This window comes from Vibrio sp. T9 (genome assembly GCF_003123985.1).
Classification (GTDB): Bacteria; Pseudomonadota; Gammaproteobacteria; order Enterobacterales; family Vibrionaceae; genus Vibrio; species Vibrio diabolicus.
The window spans coordinates 198,463-214,347 of the sequence record NZ_NIGY01000009.1 but is presented as its reverse complement, the minus strand read 5'-3'; the positions used below and the strand labels follow the sequence as shown (position 1 = coordinate 214,347).

Here is a 15,885-nt window from a genome sequence, read left to right as displayed (position 1 = left end):
AAGGGAAGTGGTTATTTTTTGTTCTAAAGTCAGTGGTTTTATTGTATTTAGCTTGAGGCGAACGAGAACAATGACCAAGAATGAGAAGAGAGGCCTGCTTCGCCCTAGGGTGTGTTAAAAAACTATGGTAACATTCTGCGGTTTTAATTTAGGTAGCAAACACAGATGTTGGATCAAGTAAAAATTGTACTCGTAGGTACCTCTCATTCAGGCAATATTGGCTCAGCAGCTCGAGCTATGAAAGTGATGGGTTTAAGCCAACTAGTATTAGTCGATCCACAATGTGAAGTGGATGAACAAACTCTTGCTTTGGCTGCGGGTGCTGGTGATATTGCTCAAAATGCAAAGGTTGTCAGTACACTAGAAGAAGCGGTTGAAGATTGCAGCCTTGTGGTGGGCTCCAGTGCTCGCTCTCGTACATTAGAATGGCCAATGCTTGAGCCACGTGAATGTGGTGAGAAATTTGCGGTTGAGGGTAGAAAACATCCTGTCGCGCTCGTGTTTGGTCGTGAAAGAACTGGTCTAACAAACGAAGAGCTGCAAAGGTGTCACTACCATGTTTGCATTCCTGCTAACCCTGAATATAGCTCGCTTAACCTAGCGATGGCTGTACAAACTCTGAGTTACGAAGTACGAGTTGCGCATTTGGACTTAGAGCAAAGCCAGTTTGCCCCAAATGAGCCGGAAGAGTACCCACGTCATAGAGAGCTCGAAATGTTCTTCGAGCATCTTGAAAAGGTGATGGTTGAGACCCAGTTTATCAATAAAGAGCAACCAGGGCAGGTGATGAATAAATTGCGTCGCTTGTTCTCTCGTGCTCGGCCAGAAACCCAGGAGCTCAATATTCTACGCGGCATTTTGACCTCGATAGAAAAAAAGCTCTGAGTAAAGAATAACCACTTTAGGTGTAAGGATGAATACCTGAGTAAAATGGTCAAATAAATACTTGACCAAATTACTCAGGTATGGAAAAATCTTAACCATTACAAACCATGTGGATACGGTGTGGTATGAAACTTACATCTAAAGGAAGATATGCGGTGACAGCCATGCTGGATGTGGCACTGCATTCGCAACAAAACCCTGTACCTCTTGCTGACATCTCAGAGCGTCAGGGGATCTCGCTCTCTTACTTAGAGCAGCTATTTTCAAAATTGCGTAAAGCAGGTCTCGTTGCCAGCGTTCGTGGTCCTGGTGGTGGTTACCGACTTGGTGCCGACGCACACAGTATCGCTATTGGTACCGTGATTGCAGCCGTTGATGAGTCAGTCGATGCAACCAAATGCCAGGGCAAAGGAGATTGCCAAGGCGGAACACGTTGCCTTACTCACACGCTATGGCGCGACTTAAGCTCTCGCATTAGTGACTTCTTGAATAACATCACTCTTGGTGAGTTGATGACAGACAATGAAGTCCTCGAAATTTCTGATCGTCAGGACATTGATCTGGCGGTAACCCATGGGCTATCAAACAAAAATACAACCGCCGCGCCCATCGGTGTAAACGTCCGCTCTTAGCGGTCAGCTTTTTACATTGGAGTAGAGAATGAAACTGCCGATTTATCTTGATTATTCCGCTACATGTCCAGTTGATCCACGTGTTGCTGAAAAAATGGTTCAGTACATGACAATGGATGGCACATTTGGCAACCCAGCGTCGCGTTCGCACCGTTACGGCTGGCAGGCAGAAGAAGCGGTCGATACTGCTCGTGAGCAAATTGCTGACCTTCTAAATGCAGATCCTCGCGAAATCGTATTTACATCTGGTGCGACAGAATCAGACAACCTTGCTATTAAAGGTGCAGCGCACTTTTACTCGAAGAAAGGCAAGCACGTAATCACTTGTAAAACAGAGCACAAAGCCGTTCTTGACCCATGTCGTCAACTTGAGCGTGAAGGCTTTGAAGTGACTTACCTTGAGCCAGAATCAAATGGCTTGCTCGATCTAGAGAAGCTTAAAGCGGCAATGCGTGATGACACAGTGCTTGTGTCTATTATGCACGTAAACAACGAGATTGGTGTGGTTCAAGACATTACTGCGATCGGCGAATTGTGTCGTGAGCGTAAAATTGTTTTCCACGTGGATGCAGCGCAATCTGCAGGTAAATTACCAATCGACGTTCAAGAGATGAAAGTTGACCTAATTTCGCTTTCTGCTCACAAAGTTTATGGCCCTAAAGGCATCGGTGCACTTTACGTTCGTCGTAAGCCTCGTATTCGTCTTGAAGCGCAAATGCACGGTGGCGGCCATGAGCGTGGTTTCCGTTCTGGTACACTTCCTACTCACCAAATCGTTGGTATGGGTGAAGCATTCCGCATTGCAAAAGAAGACATGCAAAAAGATTACGATCACGCTTTAGCGCTTCGTAACCGTCTTTTTGATGGCGTGAAAGACTTAGAAGCAGTGACGGTAAACGGTGACCTTGAGCAACGTGTACCACACAACCTAAACATCAGCTTCGCATTCGTAGAAGGTGAATCACTACTAATGTCGCTTAAAGATCTAGCGGTATCTTCTGGTAGTGCTTGTACGTCTGCAAGCCTTGAGCCTTCTTACGTTCTTCGTGCCCTAGGCATGGATGATGAATTGGCTCACAGCTCGGTTCGTTTCTCGTTTGGTCGTTTCACGACTGAAGAAGAAATTGATTACGCAATTGAACAAATCCGCGTTGCAGTGACTAAGCTACGCGACATGTCTCCTCTATGGGATATGTACAAAGAAGGGATTGATTTGAGCACTGTTGAATGGGCTCACCATTAATCTCAGGGATTGAAATAGAGGATTCGAGGTAATTTATCATGGCATACAGCGAAAAAGTAATTGATCACTACGAGAACCCACGTAACGTTGGTTCATTCGATAAAGAAGACCCATCAGTAGGTAGCGGCATGGTTGGCGCTCCAGCTTGTGGTGACGTAATGAAGCTTCAAATCAAAGTGACACCGGAAGGTATCATCGAAGATGCGAAGTTCAAAACATACGGTTGTGGTAGTGCAATCGCATCAAGCTCACTAGTAACTGAGTGGGTAAAAGGCAAGTCAGTTGATGAAGCAGCAGCAATTAAAAACTCTGAAATTGCTGAAGAGCTAGAGCTTCCACCAGTGAAAGTTCACTGTTCAATTCTTGCTGAAGATGCAATCAAAGCAGCGGTTGCAGACTACAAGAAAAAACACCAAGAATAATTATTCCGTAATATAATGGGAGCTTTGACGCTCCCATTCCAATCGAAATTTAGACAGACTAAGGTGCAGTATGGCCATCACAATGACAGAATCAGCGGCAAGTCGCGTAAGAGCATTCCTAGATAACCGAGGCAAAGGTATCGGTTTACGTCTTGGAGTGAAGACGACTGGTTGTTCAGGCATGGCATATGTACTTGAGTTTGTTGATGAGCTTAACGAAGAAGATGAAGTTTTTGAACTCTCTGGAGTGAAAATCATCATCGACAAAAAAAGCTTAGTGTACCTAGACGGTACCGAATTGGATTACGTGAAAGAAGGGTTGAATGAAGGTTTTGAATTCAACAACCCTAACGCGAAAAGTGAATGTGGTTGTGGTGAAAGCTTCAACGTCTAATTGATTGTCCTTCTGGGCAAGCGAGTCCGGAAGGCTTTACTAGGACCCGAACTTAATGAATCACTTTGAATTATTTGGGCTACCAAGTCAGTTTAAGCTGGATGGTAGCCTTCTTTCTTCTCAGTTCCGAGAACTACAAAAACGCTTCCACCCGGATAACTTTGCAACGGGATCTGAACGTGACCGTTTGATGGCGGTGCAAAAGGCAGCGCAAATCAACGATGCCTATCAAGTTCTGAAAAATCCTATCTCCCGTGCCGAGTACATACTCGCAGAGCAGGGAGTTGAGATCCGAGGTGAACAGCAGACAATGCAAGATCCAATGTTCTTAATGGAGCAAATGGAGCTGCGCGAAGAACTGGAAGAAATTGCTGACAGCACCGATCCTGAATCGGCGCTTTTTGACTTCGATTCTAAGGTCAGCAAAATATACAAACAGCATCTGGCAAGCGTCGAGCAAGAGCTTGATGATGGTCTTTGGGCTGAAGCCGCAGACCGAGTTCGTAAGCTAAAATTCATTGCCAAACTAAAGAACGAAATTGAACTAGTCGAAGACAAACTCCTCGGCTAGTTAGCGTGACAAGGACCTATCATGGCACTACTTCAAATCGCAGAACCGGGCCAAAGCTCGGCACCTCATGAGCATAAGTTAGCAGCGGGTATCGACTTAGGTACTACCAACTCTTTGGTTGCTTCTGTACGTAGCGGCGATGCAACTCCACTTGCGGACGAGCAGGGCCGTACTATTTTACCTTCAGTCGTTAATTACGCTGAGGAAACGTTAACGGTCGGCCACGAAGCCAAAGCTAAAGCAGAGTTTGAACCAGAGAACACGATTATCTCTGTAAAACGTTTGATTGGTCGTTCATTAAAGGACATTCAGTCCCGTTACTCTTCACTTCCTTATCGTTTTAGAGAGAGTGAAAATGGTCTTCCAATCCTGCAAACGCCTCAAGGTGACAAAAACCCGATTGAAGTATCTGCGGACATTCTAAAAGCGCTAGGTAAGCGAGCAGAAGAAACGTTAGGTGGTGAGTTAGCGGGTGTTGTGATCACTGTTCCTGCTTACTTTGATGATGCTCAGCGTGCAGGTACGAAAGACGCCGCGAAATTAGCAGGTCTTCATGTTCTCCGTCTGCTTAACGAACCAACCGCCGCGGCAATTGCTTATGGCCTAGACTCAGGCCAAGAAGGTGTGATTGCGGTTTACGATCTAGGTGGCGGTACATTTGATATCTCTATTCTACGTTTGTCGAAAGGCGTATTTGAAGTATTAGCAACAGGTGGTGACTCTGCGTTAGGCGGTGATGACTTTGACCATCTGTTAGCGGATTACCTAATGGAGCAAGCGGGTCTCGAAGCCCCACTTTCTGCTGAAAAAAACCGTACGCTACTGAACATTGCTACTGCGACTAAGATTGCTTTCTCTGAGCAAGACAGCGTTGATGTTGACGTGTTTGGCTGGAAGGGCACCGTTACTCGTGAGCAGTTCGAAGATCTGATTCGCCCATTAGTGAAGAAAACACTAATGTCTTGTCGTCGTGCATTAAAAGATGCTGATGTTAACGCAGACGAAGTACTCGAAGTTGTCATGGTTGGTGGTTCAACACGCACATTGCTGGTTCGTGAAATGGTAGGCGAGTTTTTTGGCCGCACACCGCTAACAAGCATTAATCCTGATGAAGTTGTCGCAATCGGCGCGGGTATCCAAGCCGACATTCTAGCGGGTAACAAGCCTGATTCAGAAATGTTACTTCTTGACGTGATCCCACTGTCGCTTGGTATTGAAACCATGGGTGGTTTGGTTGAGAAGATCATCCCTCGCAATACCACGATTCCTGTTGCGCGTGCGCAAGAATTTACCACATTCAAAGATGGCCAAACGGCCATGAGTGTTCATGTGGTACAAGGTGAACGTGAAATGGTTGATGATTGTCGTTCACTGGCTCGTTTCTCATTGAAAGGCATTCCACCGATGGCGGCGGGTGCGGCACATATTCGTGTGACTTACCAAGTTGACGCTGACGGTCTTCTTTCTGTTACGGCAATGGAAAAGAGCACCGGTGTTCAGTCAGAGATTCAAGTAAAACCTTCTTACGGGTTAAGCGATAATGAAGTGGCGGATATGCTGCGTGATTCAATGACTCACGCTAAAGAAGACATGCAAGCTCGTGCGCTAGCTGAGCAGCGTGTTGAGGCCGACCGTGTGATAGAAGGCTTGATTGCAGCCATGCAAGCTGATGGTGACGAACTACTATCAGAACAAGAGAAACAAGACCTGATAAAAGCCATCGAAGCCTTGATTGAGCTGCGTAATGGTGATGATGCAGATGCGATTGAGCAAGGCATTAAAGATACCGATAAAGCGAGCCAAGATTTCGCATCGCGCCGTATGGATAAATCGATTCGAGCTGCGCTGTCAGGTCAATCAGTAGACGATATATAAGAGATAAGTAGTTATGCCTAAGATTATTGTATTACCACACGACGATTTGTGCCCAGAAGGCGCAGTGTTGGAAGCAAACACTGGTGAAACCGTTCTGGACGTAGCGCTAAAAAATGGTATCGGTATTGAACATGCGTGTGAAAAATCATGTGCTTGTACCACCTGCCACGTGATCATCCGTGAAGGTTTTGATTCGCTAGAAGAAAGTGAAGAGCTGGAAGACGACATGCTGGATAAAGCGTGGGGTCTAGAGCCTGAATCACGTCTAGGGTGTCAGGCGAAAATTGCGGATGAAGACTTAGTAGTAGAAATTCCTAAGTACACGCTAAACCACGCTTCAGAAGATCACTAAAACTATCTTCCCAATATAGGGAAGAAGCAAAAGGAAGATGAGCAATGAAATGGACAGATTCTCGCGATATCGCGATTGAACTTTGTGACAAGTTTCCAGATGTTGATCCGCAAACGGTGCGTTTTACCGATCTTCATCAATGGATCATGGAGTTAGATGAGTTTGAAGATGACCCAAACCATTGTAACGAAAAGATTCTGGAAGCTGTTATCATGTGCTGGATGGATGAAGCAGACTAAGTCTGTAAAACACAGCCTAGTTAACAATTCTTACTAAAAAAAGCGGACCTTTAGGTCCGTTTTTTTATCCAATTGACATTTTTGCCCTACATAATGCTAACATCCGTGAGTTATTAAAAAGAAGCAGCGTAGGCAACGCTGCTATAAGACAAGGAGAAACCATGTCTACACAGATGTCTGTATTTTTAAGTCAAGAGTCGGCAGCACCACATTGGGGCGAAAAAGCACTGCTTTCATTCGCTGAAAACGGCGCAACCATTCATTTAGGTGAAGGTCACGATCTTGGTGCAATTCAACGTGCAGCTCGTCAGCTAGATGGCCAAGGAATTCGTTCTATTTTTCTTTCCGGTGATAACTGGGATTTAGAGAGCGTTTGGGCTTTCCACCAAGGTTACCGTAACCCAAAAAAACATGGCTCAGTTGAGTGGTCTGCATTGTCTGAAGAAGATCAAGCAGAGCTTCAAGCGCGTATTACTGCGACTGATTTTACCCGCGATATCATCAATAAAACCGCAGAAGAAGTTGCCCCTCGTCAGCTAGCGACAATGGCCGCTGAATTCATCAAATCTGTTGCGCCTAAAGGCACAGTGACAGCTCGTATCGTCAAAGACAAAGACTTGTTGGCAGAAGGTTGGGAAGGCATTTACGCCGTAGGCCGTGGTTCTGAGCGCACTTCTGCGATGCTCCAGCTAGACTACAACCCGACAGGTGACGAGAACGCACCAATATTCGCGTGTCTTGTCGGTAAAGGTATCACCTTTGATTCGGGTGGTTACAGCTTGAAGCCTTCTAACTTCATGAGCGCAATGAAAGCAGACATGGGTGGCTCAGGCACCATCACCGGTGGTCTTGCACTGGCGATTCTTCGTGGTTTGAACAAGCGTGTAAAACTGATCCTTTGTTGTGCAGAGAACATGGTTTCTGGTCGCGCACTCAAGCTTGGCGACATCATCACCTACAAAAACGGTAAAACCGTTGAAATCATGAACACCGATGCAGAAGGTCGTTTAGTGCTTGCTGATGGCCTTATCTACGCTAGTGAGCAAAAACCTGAGTTAATCATTGATTGTGCAACACTAACAGGTGCGGCGAAGAATGCGTTGGGTAATGATTACCACGCACTAATGAGTTTCGATGACGAGTTATCGCATCAAGCGCTCACTGCGGCAAACCAAGAAAAAGAAGGTTTATGGCCGCTACCACTTGCTGACTTCCACCGTGGAATGCTGCCGTCAAACTTTGCTGACCTATCGAATATCAGTTCTGGCGATTACTCTCCGGGTGCAAGCACAGCAGCAGCATTCTTGTCTTACTTCGTAGAAGACTACAAAAAAGGCTGGTTGCACTTCGACTGTGCGGGTACATACCGTAAAGCCGCGTCTGATAAATGGGCTGCGGGAGCTACGGGTATGGGCGTTCGTACACTTGCTCGTTTCCTCAATGAGCAAGCTGGTAAATAAGATTGATTTCAGCACTCCTTGTTTGAGTGCTGCTCTTACCCAGTAAGTCACTTTAAAAACACAACTATTATTACAAGTACAGAAAGGAAATTTTATGGCTCTAGAAAGAACATTTTCAATCATTAAGCCGGATGCGGTAGAGCGAAACCTGATTGGTGAAATCTATAACCGTATTGAAAAGGCTGGCCTACGTATTGTCGCTGCTAAAATGGTTCACCTGACTGAAGATCAGGCAAGCGGTTTTTATGCAGAGCATGAAGGCAAAGAGTTTTTCCCTCCACTAAAAGAGTTCATGACATCTGGTCCTATTATGGTTCAGGTACTGGAAGGTGAAAATGCGATTGCACGTTACCGTGAGCTGATGGGTAAAACTAACCCAGAGGAAGCGGCATGCGGCACTTTGCGTGCTGATTACGCACTTAGCATGCGTCACAATTCAGTTCATGGTTCCGATAGCCCTGAATCTGCAGCGCGTGAAATTGAGTTTTTCTTCCCTGAGTCAGAGGTTTTCTCTCGCTAATTAGGCGTGATACTTCACTTGTTAGTGATGCTCTGATACAGAAAAGCCTCGGAACTTTCCGAGGCTTTTTCATTTCATATACCTAAGTTGAGGGCAATGTTGACTGCATAAGTGATCTCTTACACGCTAACTAGTCTGACTATATAATGGGCTTTAAAGCCCAGTAACGTGAGTTATTTTTAGTCTTTTCCCTTTACGATTTCTACGCTTTTACTTTTGATAGTGTAATAGCCACTTATAGCACAAGGGGTGCTTAAAATTTAATCATTTTGATTTTAATGCCTTAGCAAACTCAGGGTTTTACACCCCTTGTTGTAGCTGCATAAAGGCTGTACAATTCGCGCCCTTATTCTTGTTTCAGTCATTGAGAGGCAACATGACCACTGAAAAAATCAATCTACTCGACTTTGATCGCAAAGGCATGCGTCAGTTTTTCGCAGAAGAACTCGGCGAGAAAGCGTTTCGTGCCGATCAGGTTATGAAGTGGATCTACCATTTCGGTGTAGATGACTTCGAAAAAATGACAAACATTAACAAGAAGCTGCGCGAAAAGCTTTTACACAAGTGCGAAATCAAGGCACCAACAGTCGCAGAAGCTCAGCACTCTTCTGATGGTACAATCAAGTGGGCGATGAACGTTGGTGATCAGGATGTGGAGACGGTTTACATTCCAGAAGATGACCGTGCAACGCTTTGTGTGTCTTCTCAAGTAGGTTGTGCGTTGGAATGTAAGTTCTGCTCAACCGCACAGCAAGGCTTTAACCGTAACTTGAAAGTTTCAGAGATCATCGGTCAGGTGTGGCGCGCTGCACGTGAAATTGGTCTTGAGAAAGAAACAGGTCGCCGCCCAATTACTAACGTCGTGATGATGGGGATGGGTGAACCGCTTCTAAACATGAAGAACTTGATCCCGGCATTAGAGCTAATGCTGGACGACCTTGGCTTTGGTTTGTCAAAACGTCGTGTGACTGTATCTACATCAGGTGTGGTTTCTGGTCTTGATCAGATGACAGGCAAAATCGATGTCGCGTTGGCAATTTCCCTTCATGCGCCAAACGATAAGTTGCGTAGTGAAATCATGCCAATTAACGATCGTTGGGATATTCAAGATTTCCTAGCATCAGTTCGTCGTTACATCGCTTCATCGAATGCAAACCGCGGTAAGGTAACGGTTGAGTACGTACTTCTTGATCATGTGAATGATGACATGGACCATGCTCGTGAACTGGCTGAGCTGATGAAAGACACACCATGTAAGATTAACTTGATTCCGTTTAACCCGTATCCAGGTTCACCTTACAAGAAACCAAGTAACTCACGTATTGATCGCTTCCAAAAAACATTGATGCAATATGAGCATACAGTAACGGTTCGTAAGACTCGTGGCGATGACATTGATGCAGCGTGTGGTCAGTTAGTCGGTGATGTGATTGACCGAACTAAACGTACTGCAATGTTAAAAGCGTCGCGCGGTGCTGATACCATTGAAGTAAAAGCGGTATAAACGACCGGAATTCAAAAATAGCCAGAGCCATTTGCTCTGGCTATTTTGTTTATCGATAAGAGCATTTCTGCCAAGATTTATGACGACAACTCTCCAACTCGAGGTTATTTGGGTATAATTTCGAATTCCTTTGTCAAAGTTTGGACAAAAGCTTGAGCTATCTGTTAGTTTGAGTGTAAAGAGTTTTTGTCTTCGTTACACATTCGCTTATCATGATATGTGACATTAACGATGACACCGATAATTCTCAGCATTTTCTCACATACGCTTTGCTGATTTTTGCAAAACGGGTATTCACACTCAAATCGCTGAGAGTTTCTTAAAATTATTATTTTGGTTAACGCGTTTAGGCTAGCTATCTTTTAAAGAGGCTTAAGAACAATAACGAAAATACATAACCACGTTAGCCACTAAAACAGATTAAATACCACCATTATGACAGAACACGAAAATACGAATGAAGTGCCACTTTCTATTGAAGCTGGCACATTACTGAAAAACAAACGCGAATCTCTTGGGATGAGTCAAAAGCAAGTTGCTGATCGCCTGAGGCTTCGCGTTTCTGTTATTGAAGATATTGAAAATAACCGATTTGAGTCTCAACAAGTTGCGACATTTACGCGTGGTTACTTGCGTTCTTACGCGAAGTTCGTGGGCCTTGATGAGAAGATGGTTTTGACTGCGTTAGAGCAGACAGCAGATGTACAGCCGCAAGAGCAAGAAATTGAAATGCAGAGCTTCTCTCGCAAAACAAAAGATGAGAAGCACAATAGCCGTATCATGCTCCTGACTTGGGTTATCGGGTTGGTCATTATTGGTATTTCTGCAGCTTGGTGGTGGCAAAACCAGCAAGAGAATAGCCTAACGAAGGAAGTTACGGATTCAAGTGTTGAAGCGCCGAAGCCCACAGCGCAAGAGTTAGCTGATATCGATTTAATGACGGCTGAGGAGTTAATCGCAAGTACTCCTGAAGAAGTTGTTTCAACAAGTAATGATGTTGTTGAAACGAGTGAAGTACCAGTCGAGCAGGGTAGCGATCCTCTGCTTGCTGAAACTGAAAATACAACAAGCGTAGATTCTGAAGAACCTGTTGCCGTGATTGAAACTGCGGAAGAGGAACAGCCTGCGCCAGTCGTACCTGAAGGCATGACACTTCTTACTATGAAGTTTAAAGCGGACTGTTGGATTCAAGTAAAAGACACCAATGGTAAAACGCTGGTAAGTGGTACTCATAAACCAGGACAAGATGTAGAACTTACCGGAAAAGCGCCGTTTAAAGTGATATTAGGCGCACCGGAAGGGGTTACAATGACATTTGCAAGTGAACCTGTCGACCTTTCTGGGTATACTTCAGGCAAAGTAGCTAGATTCACTCTACCGTTATAAAAAATTATGCAACACGAATCTCCAATTATTCGTCGTAAATCGACGCGTATTTATGTGGGTGATGTGCCAATTGGTGATGGTGCGCCAATTGCCGTACAGTCAATGACTAACACTCGCACGACTGACGTAGAAGCGACAGTCGCTCAAATCCGAGCACTAGAAAAAGTCGGTGCAGATATCGTTCGAGTTTCTGTACCTACTATGGACGCAGCAGAAGCTTTCAAACTGATTAAACAGCAAGTTTCTGTACCATTAGTGGCTGATATTCATTTCGACTATCGTATCGCGCTGAAAGTGGCGGAGTACGGTGTTGACTGTTTACGTATCAACCCAGGTAACATCGGCAATGAAGAGCGCATTCGCGCTGTTGTTGACTGTGCTCGCGATAAAAACATCCCAATCCGTATTGGTGTCAACGGTGGATCTTTGGAAAAAGATTTACAGATGAAATACGGTGAACCAACGCCGGAAGCTTTGGTTGAATCGGCGATGCGTCACGTAGATCATCTCGATCGTCTTAACTTTGACCAATTTAAAGTTAGCGTGAAAGCTTCAGACGTTTTTCTTGCGGTGGATTCATACCGTCTACTAGCAAAGAAAATCGATCAGCCGCTTCACTTGGGTATTACAGAAGCGGGCGGTGCTCGCGCTGGCGCTGTTAAGTCATCTGTTGGCTTAGGTATGCTGTTGTCTGAAGGGATCGGCGATACGCTGCGTATCTCTTTGGCTGCCGATCCAGTTGAAGAAATCAAAGTCGGTTTCGACATTCTTAAATCTCTGCGCATTCGCTCTCGAGGCATCAACTTTATTGCTTGCCCAAGTTGCTCGCGCCAAGAATTTGATGTAATTGGCACGGTGAACGCACTTGAGCAGCGTTTAGAAGACATCATCACGCCAATGGATGTGTCTATCATCGGTTGTGTGGTAAACGGCCCTGGTGAAGCAGAAGTTTCTCACTTAGGTCTAGCTGGTAGTAACAAGAAGAGCGCATTCTACGAAGATGGTAAACGCCAGAAAGAACGCTTTGATAACGATGACCTTGTGAATCAGCTAGAAGCTAAGATCCGTGCGAAAGCAGCCATGATGAATGGCGAAAACCGCATCGAAGTTAAAGTACAAGATTAATCTCAACGAGAATTACGGTAAGTATTGTGGCAAAAACAATTCAAGCAATTCGAGGCATGAACGATTGCCTCCCAACTCAGTCGCCACTGTGGCAAAAACTAGAAAACACAGTGAAAAATGTAATTAGCGCATACGGTTATAACGAAGTGCGCATGCCAATCGTTGAAGAAACAAACCTATTCAGCCGCGCTGTTGGTGAAGAAACAGACGTCGTTTCAAAAGAAATGTACACCTTTGATGACCGTAACGGCGACAGCCTAACACTTCGCCCTGAAGGTACGGCGGGTTGTGTACGTTCATGTATTCAAAATAGCCTTATCAACCGTGATGAACAGCGTCTGTGGTACATGGGGCCTATGTTCCGCCATGAACGTCCGCAGAAAGGTCGTTACCGTCAATTCCACCAGTGTGGTGTTGAGGTGTTTGGTCTAAATGGTCCAGATGTTGATGCAGAGCTTATCATGATGACGGCGCGTCTATGGCGTGAGCTAGGTATCAATGAACATGTTCGTCTTGAGCTGAACTCTATCGGTTCTCAAGAAGACCGCGCAGACTACCGTACTGCACTGGTTGCGTTCCTTGAGCAACATATTGATGTGCTAGACGAAGATTGTAAGCGTCGCATGCACACGAACCCACTGCGTGTTCTGGATACGAAGAACCCTGACGTTCAAGCTATTTTAGGTGATGCACCTCGCCTTTCAGATTACTTAGGTGAAGAATCTAAAGCACACTTCGCAGGTCTATGTGAACTTTTAGACGCCGCAGGTATCGAATACACAGTTAACGAACGTCTAGTTCGTGGTCTGGATTACTACAACCGCACGGTATTTGAATGGATCACTGAAAGCCTAGGTGCTCAAGGCACCGTTTGTGGCGGTGGACGTTACGATGGTCTTGTAGAGCAATTAGGTGGTAAACCAACACCAGCAGTTGGCTTTGCAATGGGCCTAGAGCGTCTTGTTCTGATGCTAGAAACACTAGAACTAACAGACGTTCGTCGCAGTGTGGATGTTTACGTAGTAACAGCAGGCGAAGGCACCATGATGGCAGGAATGAAGCTAGCAGAGCAGCTTCGTGAGTCTATTCCTGGCGTTCGTGTGATGAATCACTTCGGTGGTGGTAACTTCAAGAAACAGTTTAAACGCGCAGACAAAGTTGGTGCTGTTGTAGCATTAGTTCTGGGTGAAAACGAAGTTGCGGATAATACCGTAGTACTGAAAGATTTGGCCGGTGGTGAGCAAGAGACTTACAACCAAGCAGAAGTTGCAGAAAAGATCGCAGCACTGATTTAAGTCTTTTAGTAATCTAACAAAATTACATCCTAGTTCGTAAGCTAAGGCTCCCAAATGTGGAGCCTTTAAACGAAATAGGAACAATGGCATCTAAGCTGCCATTTACATGTTTTAAGAGGACAGGAAGTGGAACTTTACGATACTGAAGAACAACAAGTTGAAGCCATTAAAGACTGGTGGAAGGAAAACGGCAAAGCCGTCATCATCGGTGCGGTTGTTGGCTTAGGTGGTCTATTTGGCTGGCGTTACTACCAGGATTCTGTGATTCAGGCGAGTGAAGCAGCTTCTCAAAGCTACACGACAGCAATGAATGCTTTGCAAGACAAAGGCACTGATGCTCAAGCTGACGTGAAAGCTTTCATTGAGTCAAATGAAGTAAAAGAATATTCAGTATTGGCTGCGCTACAACTTGCTAAAGCACAAGTTGAAGCTCAAGATCTTTCTGCTGCATTAGAGCAATTGAAGTGGGCGCAAAGCAACACTCAAGATGCTGCGCTGTTACCATTGATTAGTTACCGCATTGCGCGCATTGAAACGGAAATGGGTAACTTTGACGCTGCAACGGCTGAACTAAGTAACGTCACTGATGCTGCATGGACAGGTCGTATTGCTGAACTTCGTGGCGATATTGCGATTCGCCAAGGTGACAAAGATGCCGCATATGCTGCTTATACTGAAGCTCAGCAAGCGGCAGACGCAAGCCCGACGCTACAAATGAAATTGGACGATCTGGCGAAATAAGGACCGCATTGGATGAAAAGAGTCTTTAACAAAGCCTTGTTAGGGGCGTTAACAATGGGAATTCTTGCCGGTTGTGCTGGTGAGAAAGATACCATTGTAATGGCGCCGCTACCTCAGGTAGACAGTGAGTTTACAACCAGTAGTGAGTGGAGTACATCGGTTGGCGATGGTGTTGGTCATTACTTTTCAAAGCTATCCCCTGTATTTGCGAATGATACATTGTTCGTGGCAAGTCGCGATGGCTTAGTAAAAGCGCTGGATCCTGAAAACGGTAAACAACGTTGGCAAACGGACCTAGAAGAAGATGTAATTGCTCGTCTCTCTGGTGGTATCACAGCAGCATACGGAAACCTTTACATTGGCTCTGAGAATGGTGAAGTCATCTCTCTTGACCAAGAAACAGGTGAAATTGTTTGGCGTGTAAAAGTTGGTGGTGAGGTACTGGCGAAGCCAGTTGCAGACTCAGGCCTTATTATCATCAATACTAGCCGAGGCATGTTGATTGCCCTTAATGAGAGTACTGGTGAGCAACGCTGGGCATTGAGTACAGAAGTGCCTAACCTAACTTTACGTGGCGACAGTACTCCGACTGCAATTGGCGGCGGTGTATTTTGGGGAACGGCAAATGGCCGACTCGCAGCTGCTATCGTTGAGCGTGGTCAGCTGATTTGGCAACAGCCTGTTGGTACGCCAAAAGGCGCGACAGAAATTGATCGTTTGGTTGATGTTGATTCATCGCCAATTGTGTTAGGCGGTACTCTTTTCACCATTGGATACAATGGTCAACTTATCGCCATTGATTTGCGTTCAGCGAACCCGATTTGGAAGCGTAATTACTCATCTGCAACAGACATTTCTACAGATGGTAGCCGCATCTTTGTGATAACGGAAAAAGATCATGTTGTTGCCGTTGATTCACGAAGTGGGACTGAGTTGTGGGAAAACAGCTTGCTTGAGCACCGACAACTTACAGCGCCAGTTATTGTCGGCAATTATCTCGTTGTCGGTGACACGCTTGGTTACCTTCACTGGATGGATCGTTCAACAGGCGAATTTGTTGCGCAGCAGTTTATCGATGATAGCGGCTTGGCCGTTGGCCCGACGTTATTATCGGATGGTTATGTGATTACAACTCGCAACGGCGATGTAAAGAAACTAACCATTAACGAATAATATCGTGATATAATTCACATTCGGCTCCTGGCTGGTGACAGCTAGGAGCCGTTTTGTTGTTTGAATTT

The 15,885-nt window shown here is 45.3% G+C and carries 17 protein-coding genes; all 17 read left to right on the top strand.

All coding sequences use genetic code 11. From position 1 onward, the window contains the following. The first annotated feature begins 165 nt into the window (after positions 1–165). The 17 genes from trmJ (at position 166) to bamB (ending at position 15,817) form a co-directional block, all read left to right on the top strand. Positions 166–885: a tRNA (cytosine(32)/uridine(32)-2'-O)-methyltransferase TrmJ gene (gene trmJ / locus CBX98_RS19555; RefSeq protein ID WP_109170042.1), complete on the top strand. Its 720-nt coding sequence runs from the start codon at positions 166–168 to the stop codon at positions 883–885. A gap of 125 nt (positions 886–1,010) precedes the next feature. Next, on the top strand, positions 1,011–1,517 hold the full coding sequence (gene iscR, locus CBX98_RS19550; protein WP_005381720.1) for a Fe-S cluster assembly transcriptional regulator IscR: 507 nt from the start codon (positions 1,011–1,013) through the stop codon (positions 1,515–1,517). A gap of 28 nt (positions 1,518–1,545) precedes the next feature. Beyond that, on the top strand, positions 1,546–2,760 hold the full coding sequence (locus CBX98_RS19545; protein WP_109170041.1) for an IscS subfamily cysteine desulfurase: 1,215 nt from the start codon (positions 1,546–1,548) through the stop codon (positions 2,758–2,760). 38 nt (positions 2,761–2,798) lie between these two features. Beyond that, positions 2,799–3,182: a Fe-S cluster assembly scaffold IscU gene (iscU, locus tag CBX98_RS19540; protein WP_005381718.1), complete on the top strand. Its 384-nt coding sequence runs from the start codon at positions 2,799–2,801 to the stop codon at positions 3,180–3,182. Between the two features lie 70 nt (positions 3,183–3,252). Beyond that, positions 3,253–3,576: an iron-sulfur cluster assembly protein IscA gene (iscA, locus tag CBX98_RS19535; RefSeq protein WP_005391554.1), complete on the top strand. Its 324-nt coding sequence runs from the start codon at positions 3,253–3,255 to the stop codon at positions 3,574–3,576. A 55-nt stretch (positions 3,577–3,631) separates the two neighbouring features. Beyond that, positions 3,632–4,147, top strand: a complete 516-nt coding sequence (gene hscB, locus CBX98_RS19530) for a co-chaperone HscB (protein WP_109170040.1) — start codon at positions 3,632–3,634, stop codon at positions 4,145–4,147. Positions 4,148–4,168: 21 nt separating this feature from the next. Next, complete coding sequence (gene hscA / locus CBX98_RS19525; RefSeq protein ID WP_109170039.1) at positions 4,169–6,022, top strand: Fe-S protein assembly chaperone HscA; 1,854 nt, start codon at positions 4,169–4,171, stop codon at positions 6,020–6,022. Between the two features lie 13 nt (positions 6,023–6,035). Continuing rightward, complete coding sequence (gene fdx / locus CBX98_RS19520; protein WP_005391548.1) at positions 6,036–6,374, top strand: ISC system 2Fe-2S type ferredoxin; 339 nt, start codon at positions 6,036–6,038, stop codon at positions 6,372–6,374. A 44-nt stretch (positions 6,375–6,418) separates the two neighbouring features. Then, positions 6,419–6,613, top strand: coding sequence for a Fe-S cluster assembly protein IscX (iscX, locus tag CBX98_RS19515; RefSeq protein WP_005391546.1), 195 nt, complete (start codon positions 6,419–6,421; stop codon positions 6,611–6,613). A 161-nt stretch (positions 6,614–6,774) separates the two neighbouring features. After that, positions 6,775–8,073 carry an aminopeptidase PepB gene (pepB, locus tag CBX98_RS19510; protein WP_005391544.1) on the top strand — a complete coding sequence of 433 codons (1,299 nt, stop codon included), beginning with the start codon at positions 6,775–6,777 and terminating at the stop codon, positions 8,071–8,073. A gap of 94 nt (positions 8,074–8,167) precedes the next feature. After that, a complete protein-coding gene (gene ndk / locus CBX98_RS19505; RefSeq protein ID WP_005391542.1) occupies positions 8,168–8,593 on the top strand; it encodes a nucleoside-diphosphate kinase in 426 nt (141 codons plus the stop codon). A 376-nt stretch (positions 8,594–8,969) separates the two neighbouring features. Next, positions 8,970–10,097: a bifunctional tRNA (adenosine(37)-C2)-methyltransferase TrmG/ribosomal RNA large subunit methyltransferase RlmN gene (locus CBX98_RS19500; protein WP_005391540.1), complete on the top strand. Its 1,128-nt coding sequence runs from the start codon at positions 8,970–8,972 to the stop codon at positions 10,095–10,097. Between the two features lie 435 nt (positions 10,098–10,532). Then, positions 10,533–11,483, top strand: coding sequence for a cytoskeleton protein RodZ (rodZ, locus tag CBX98_RS19490; protein WP_046874337.1), 951 nt, complete (start codon positions 10,533–10,535; stop codon positions 11,481–11,483). 6 nt (positions 11,484–11,489) lie between these two features. Further along, positions 11,490–12,608, top strand: a complete 1,119-nt coding sequence (gene ispG / locus CBX98_RS19485) for a flavodoxin-dependent (E)-4-hydroxy-3-methylbut-2-enyl-diphosphate synthase (RefSeq protein ID WP_005391537.1) — start codon at positions 11,490–11,492, stop codon at positions 12,606–12,608. A gap of 26 nt (positions 12,609–12,634) precedes the next feature. Beyond that, entirely contained in the window at positions 12,635–13,903 is a 1,269-nt protein-coding gene (gene hisS / locus CBX98_RS19480; RefSeq protein ID WP_046874336.1) for a histidine--tRNA ligase, read from the top strand. A 126-nt stretch (positions 13,904–14,029) separates the two neighbouring features. After that, entirely contained in the window at positions 14,030–14,644 is a 615-nt protein-coding gene (locus tag CBX98_RS19475; RefSeq protein ID WP_005391529.1) for a YfgM family protein, read from the top strand. Positions 14,645–14,656: 12 nt separating this feature from the next. Next, positions 14,657–15,817, top strand: a complete 1,161-nt coding sequence (gene bamB, locus CBX98_RS19470) for an outer membrane protein assembly factor BamB (RefSeq protein ID WP_005391528.1) — start codon at positions 14,657–14,659, stop codon at positions 15,815–15,817. The last annotated feature ends 68 nt before the right edge of the window (positions 15,818–15,885 follow it).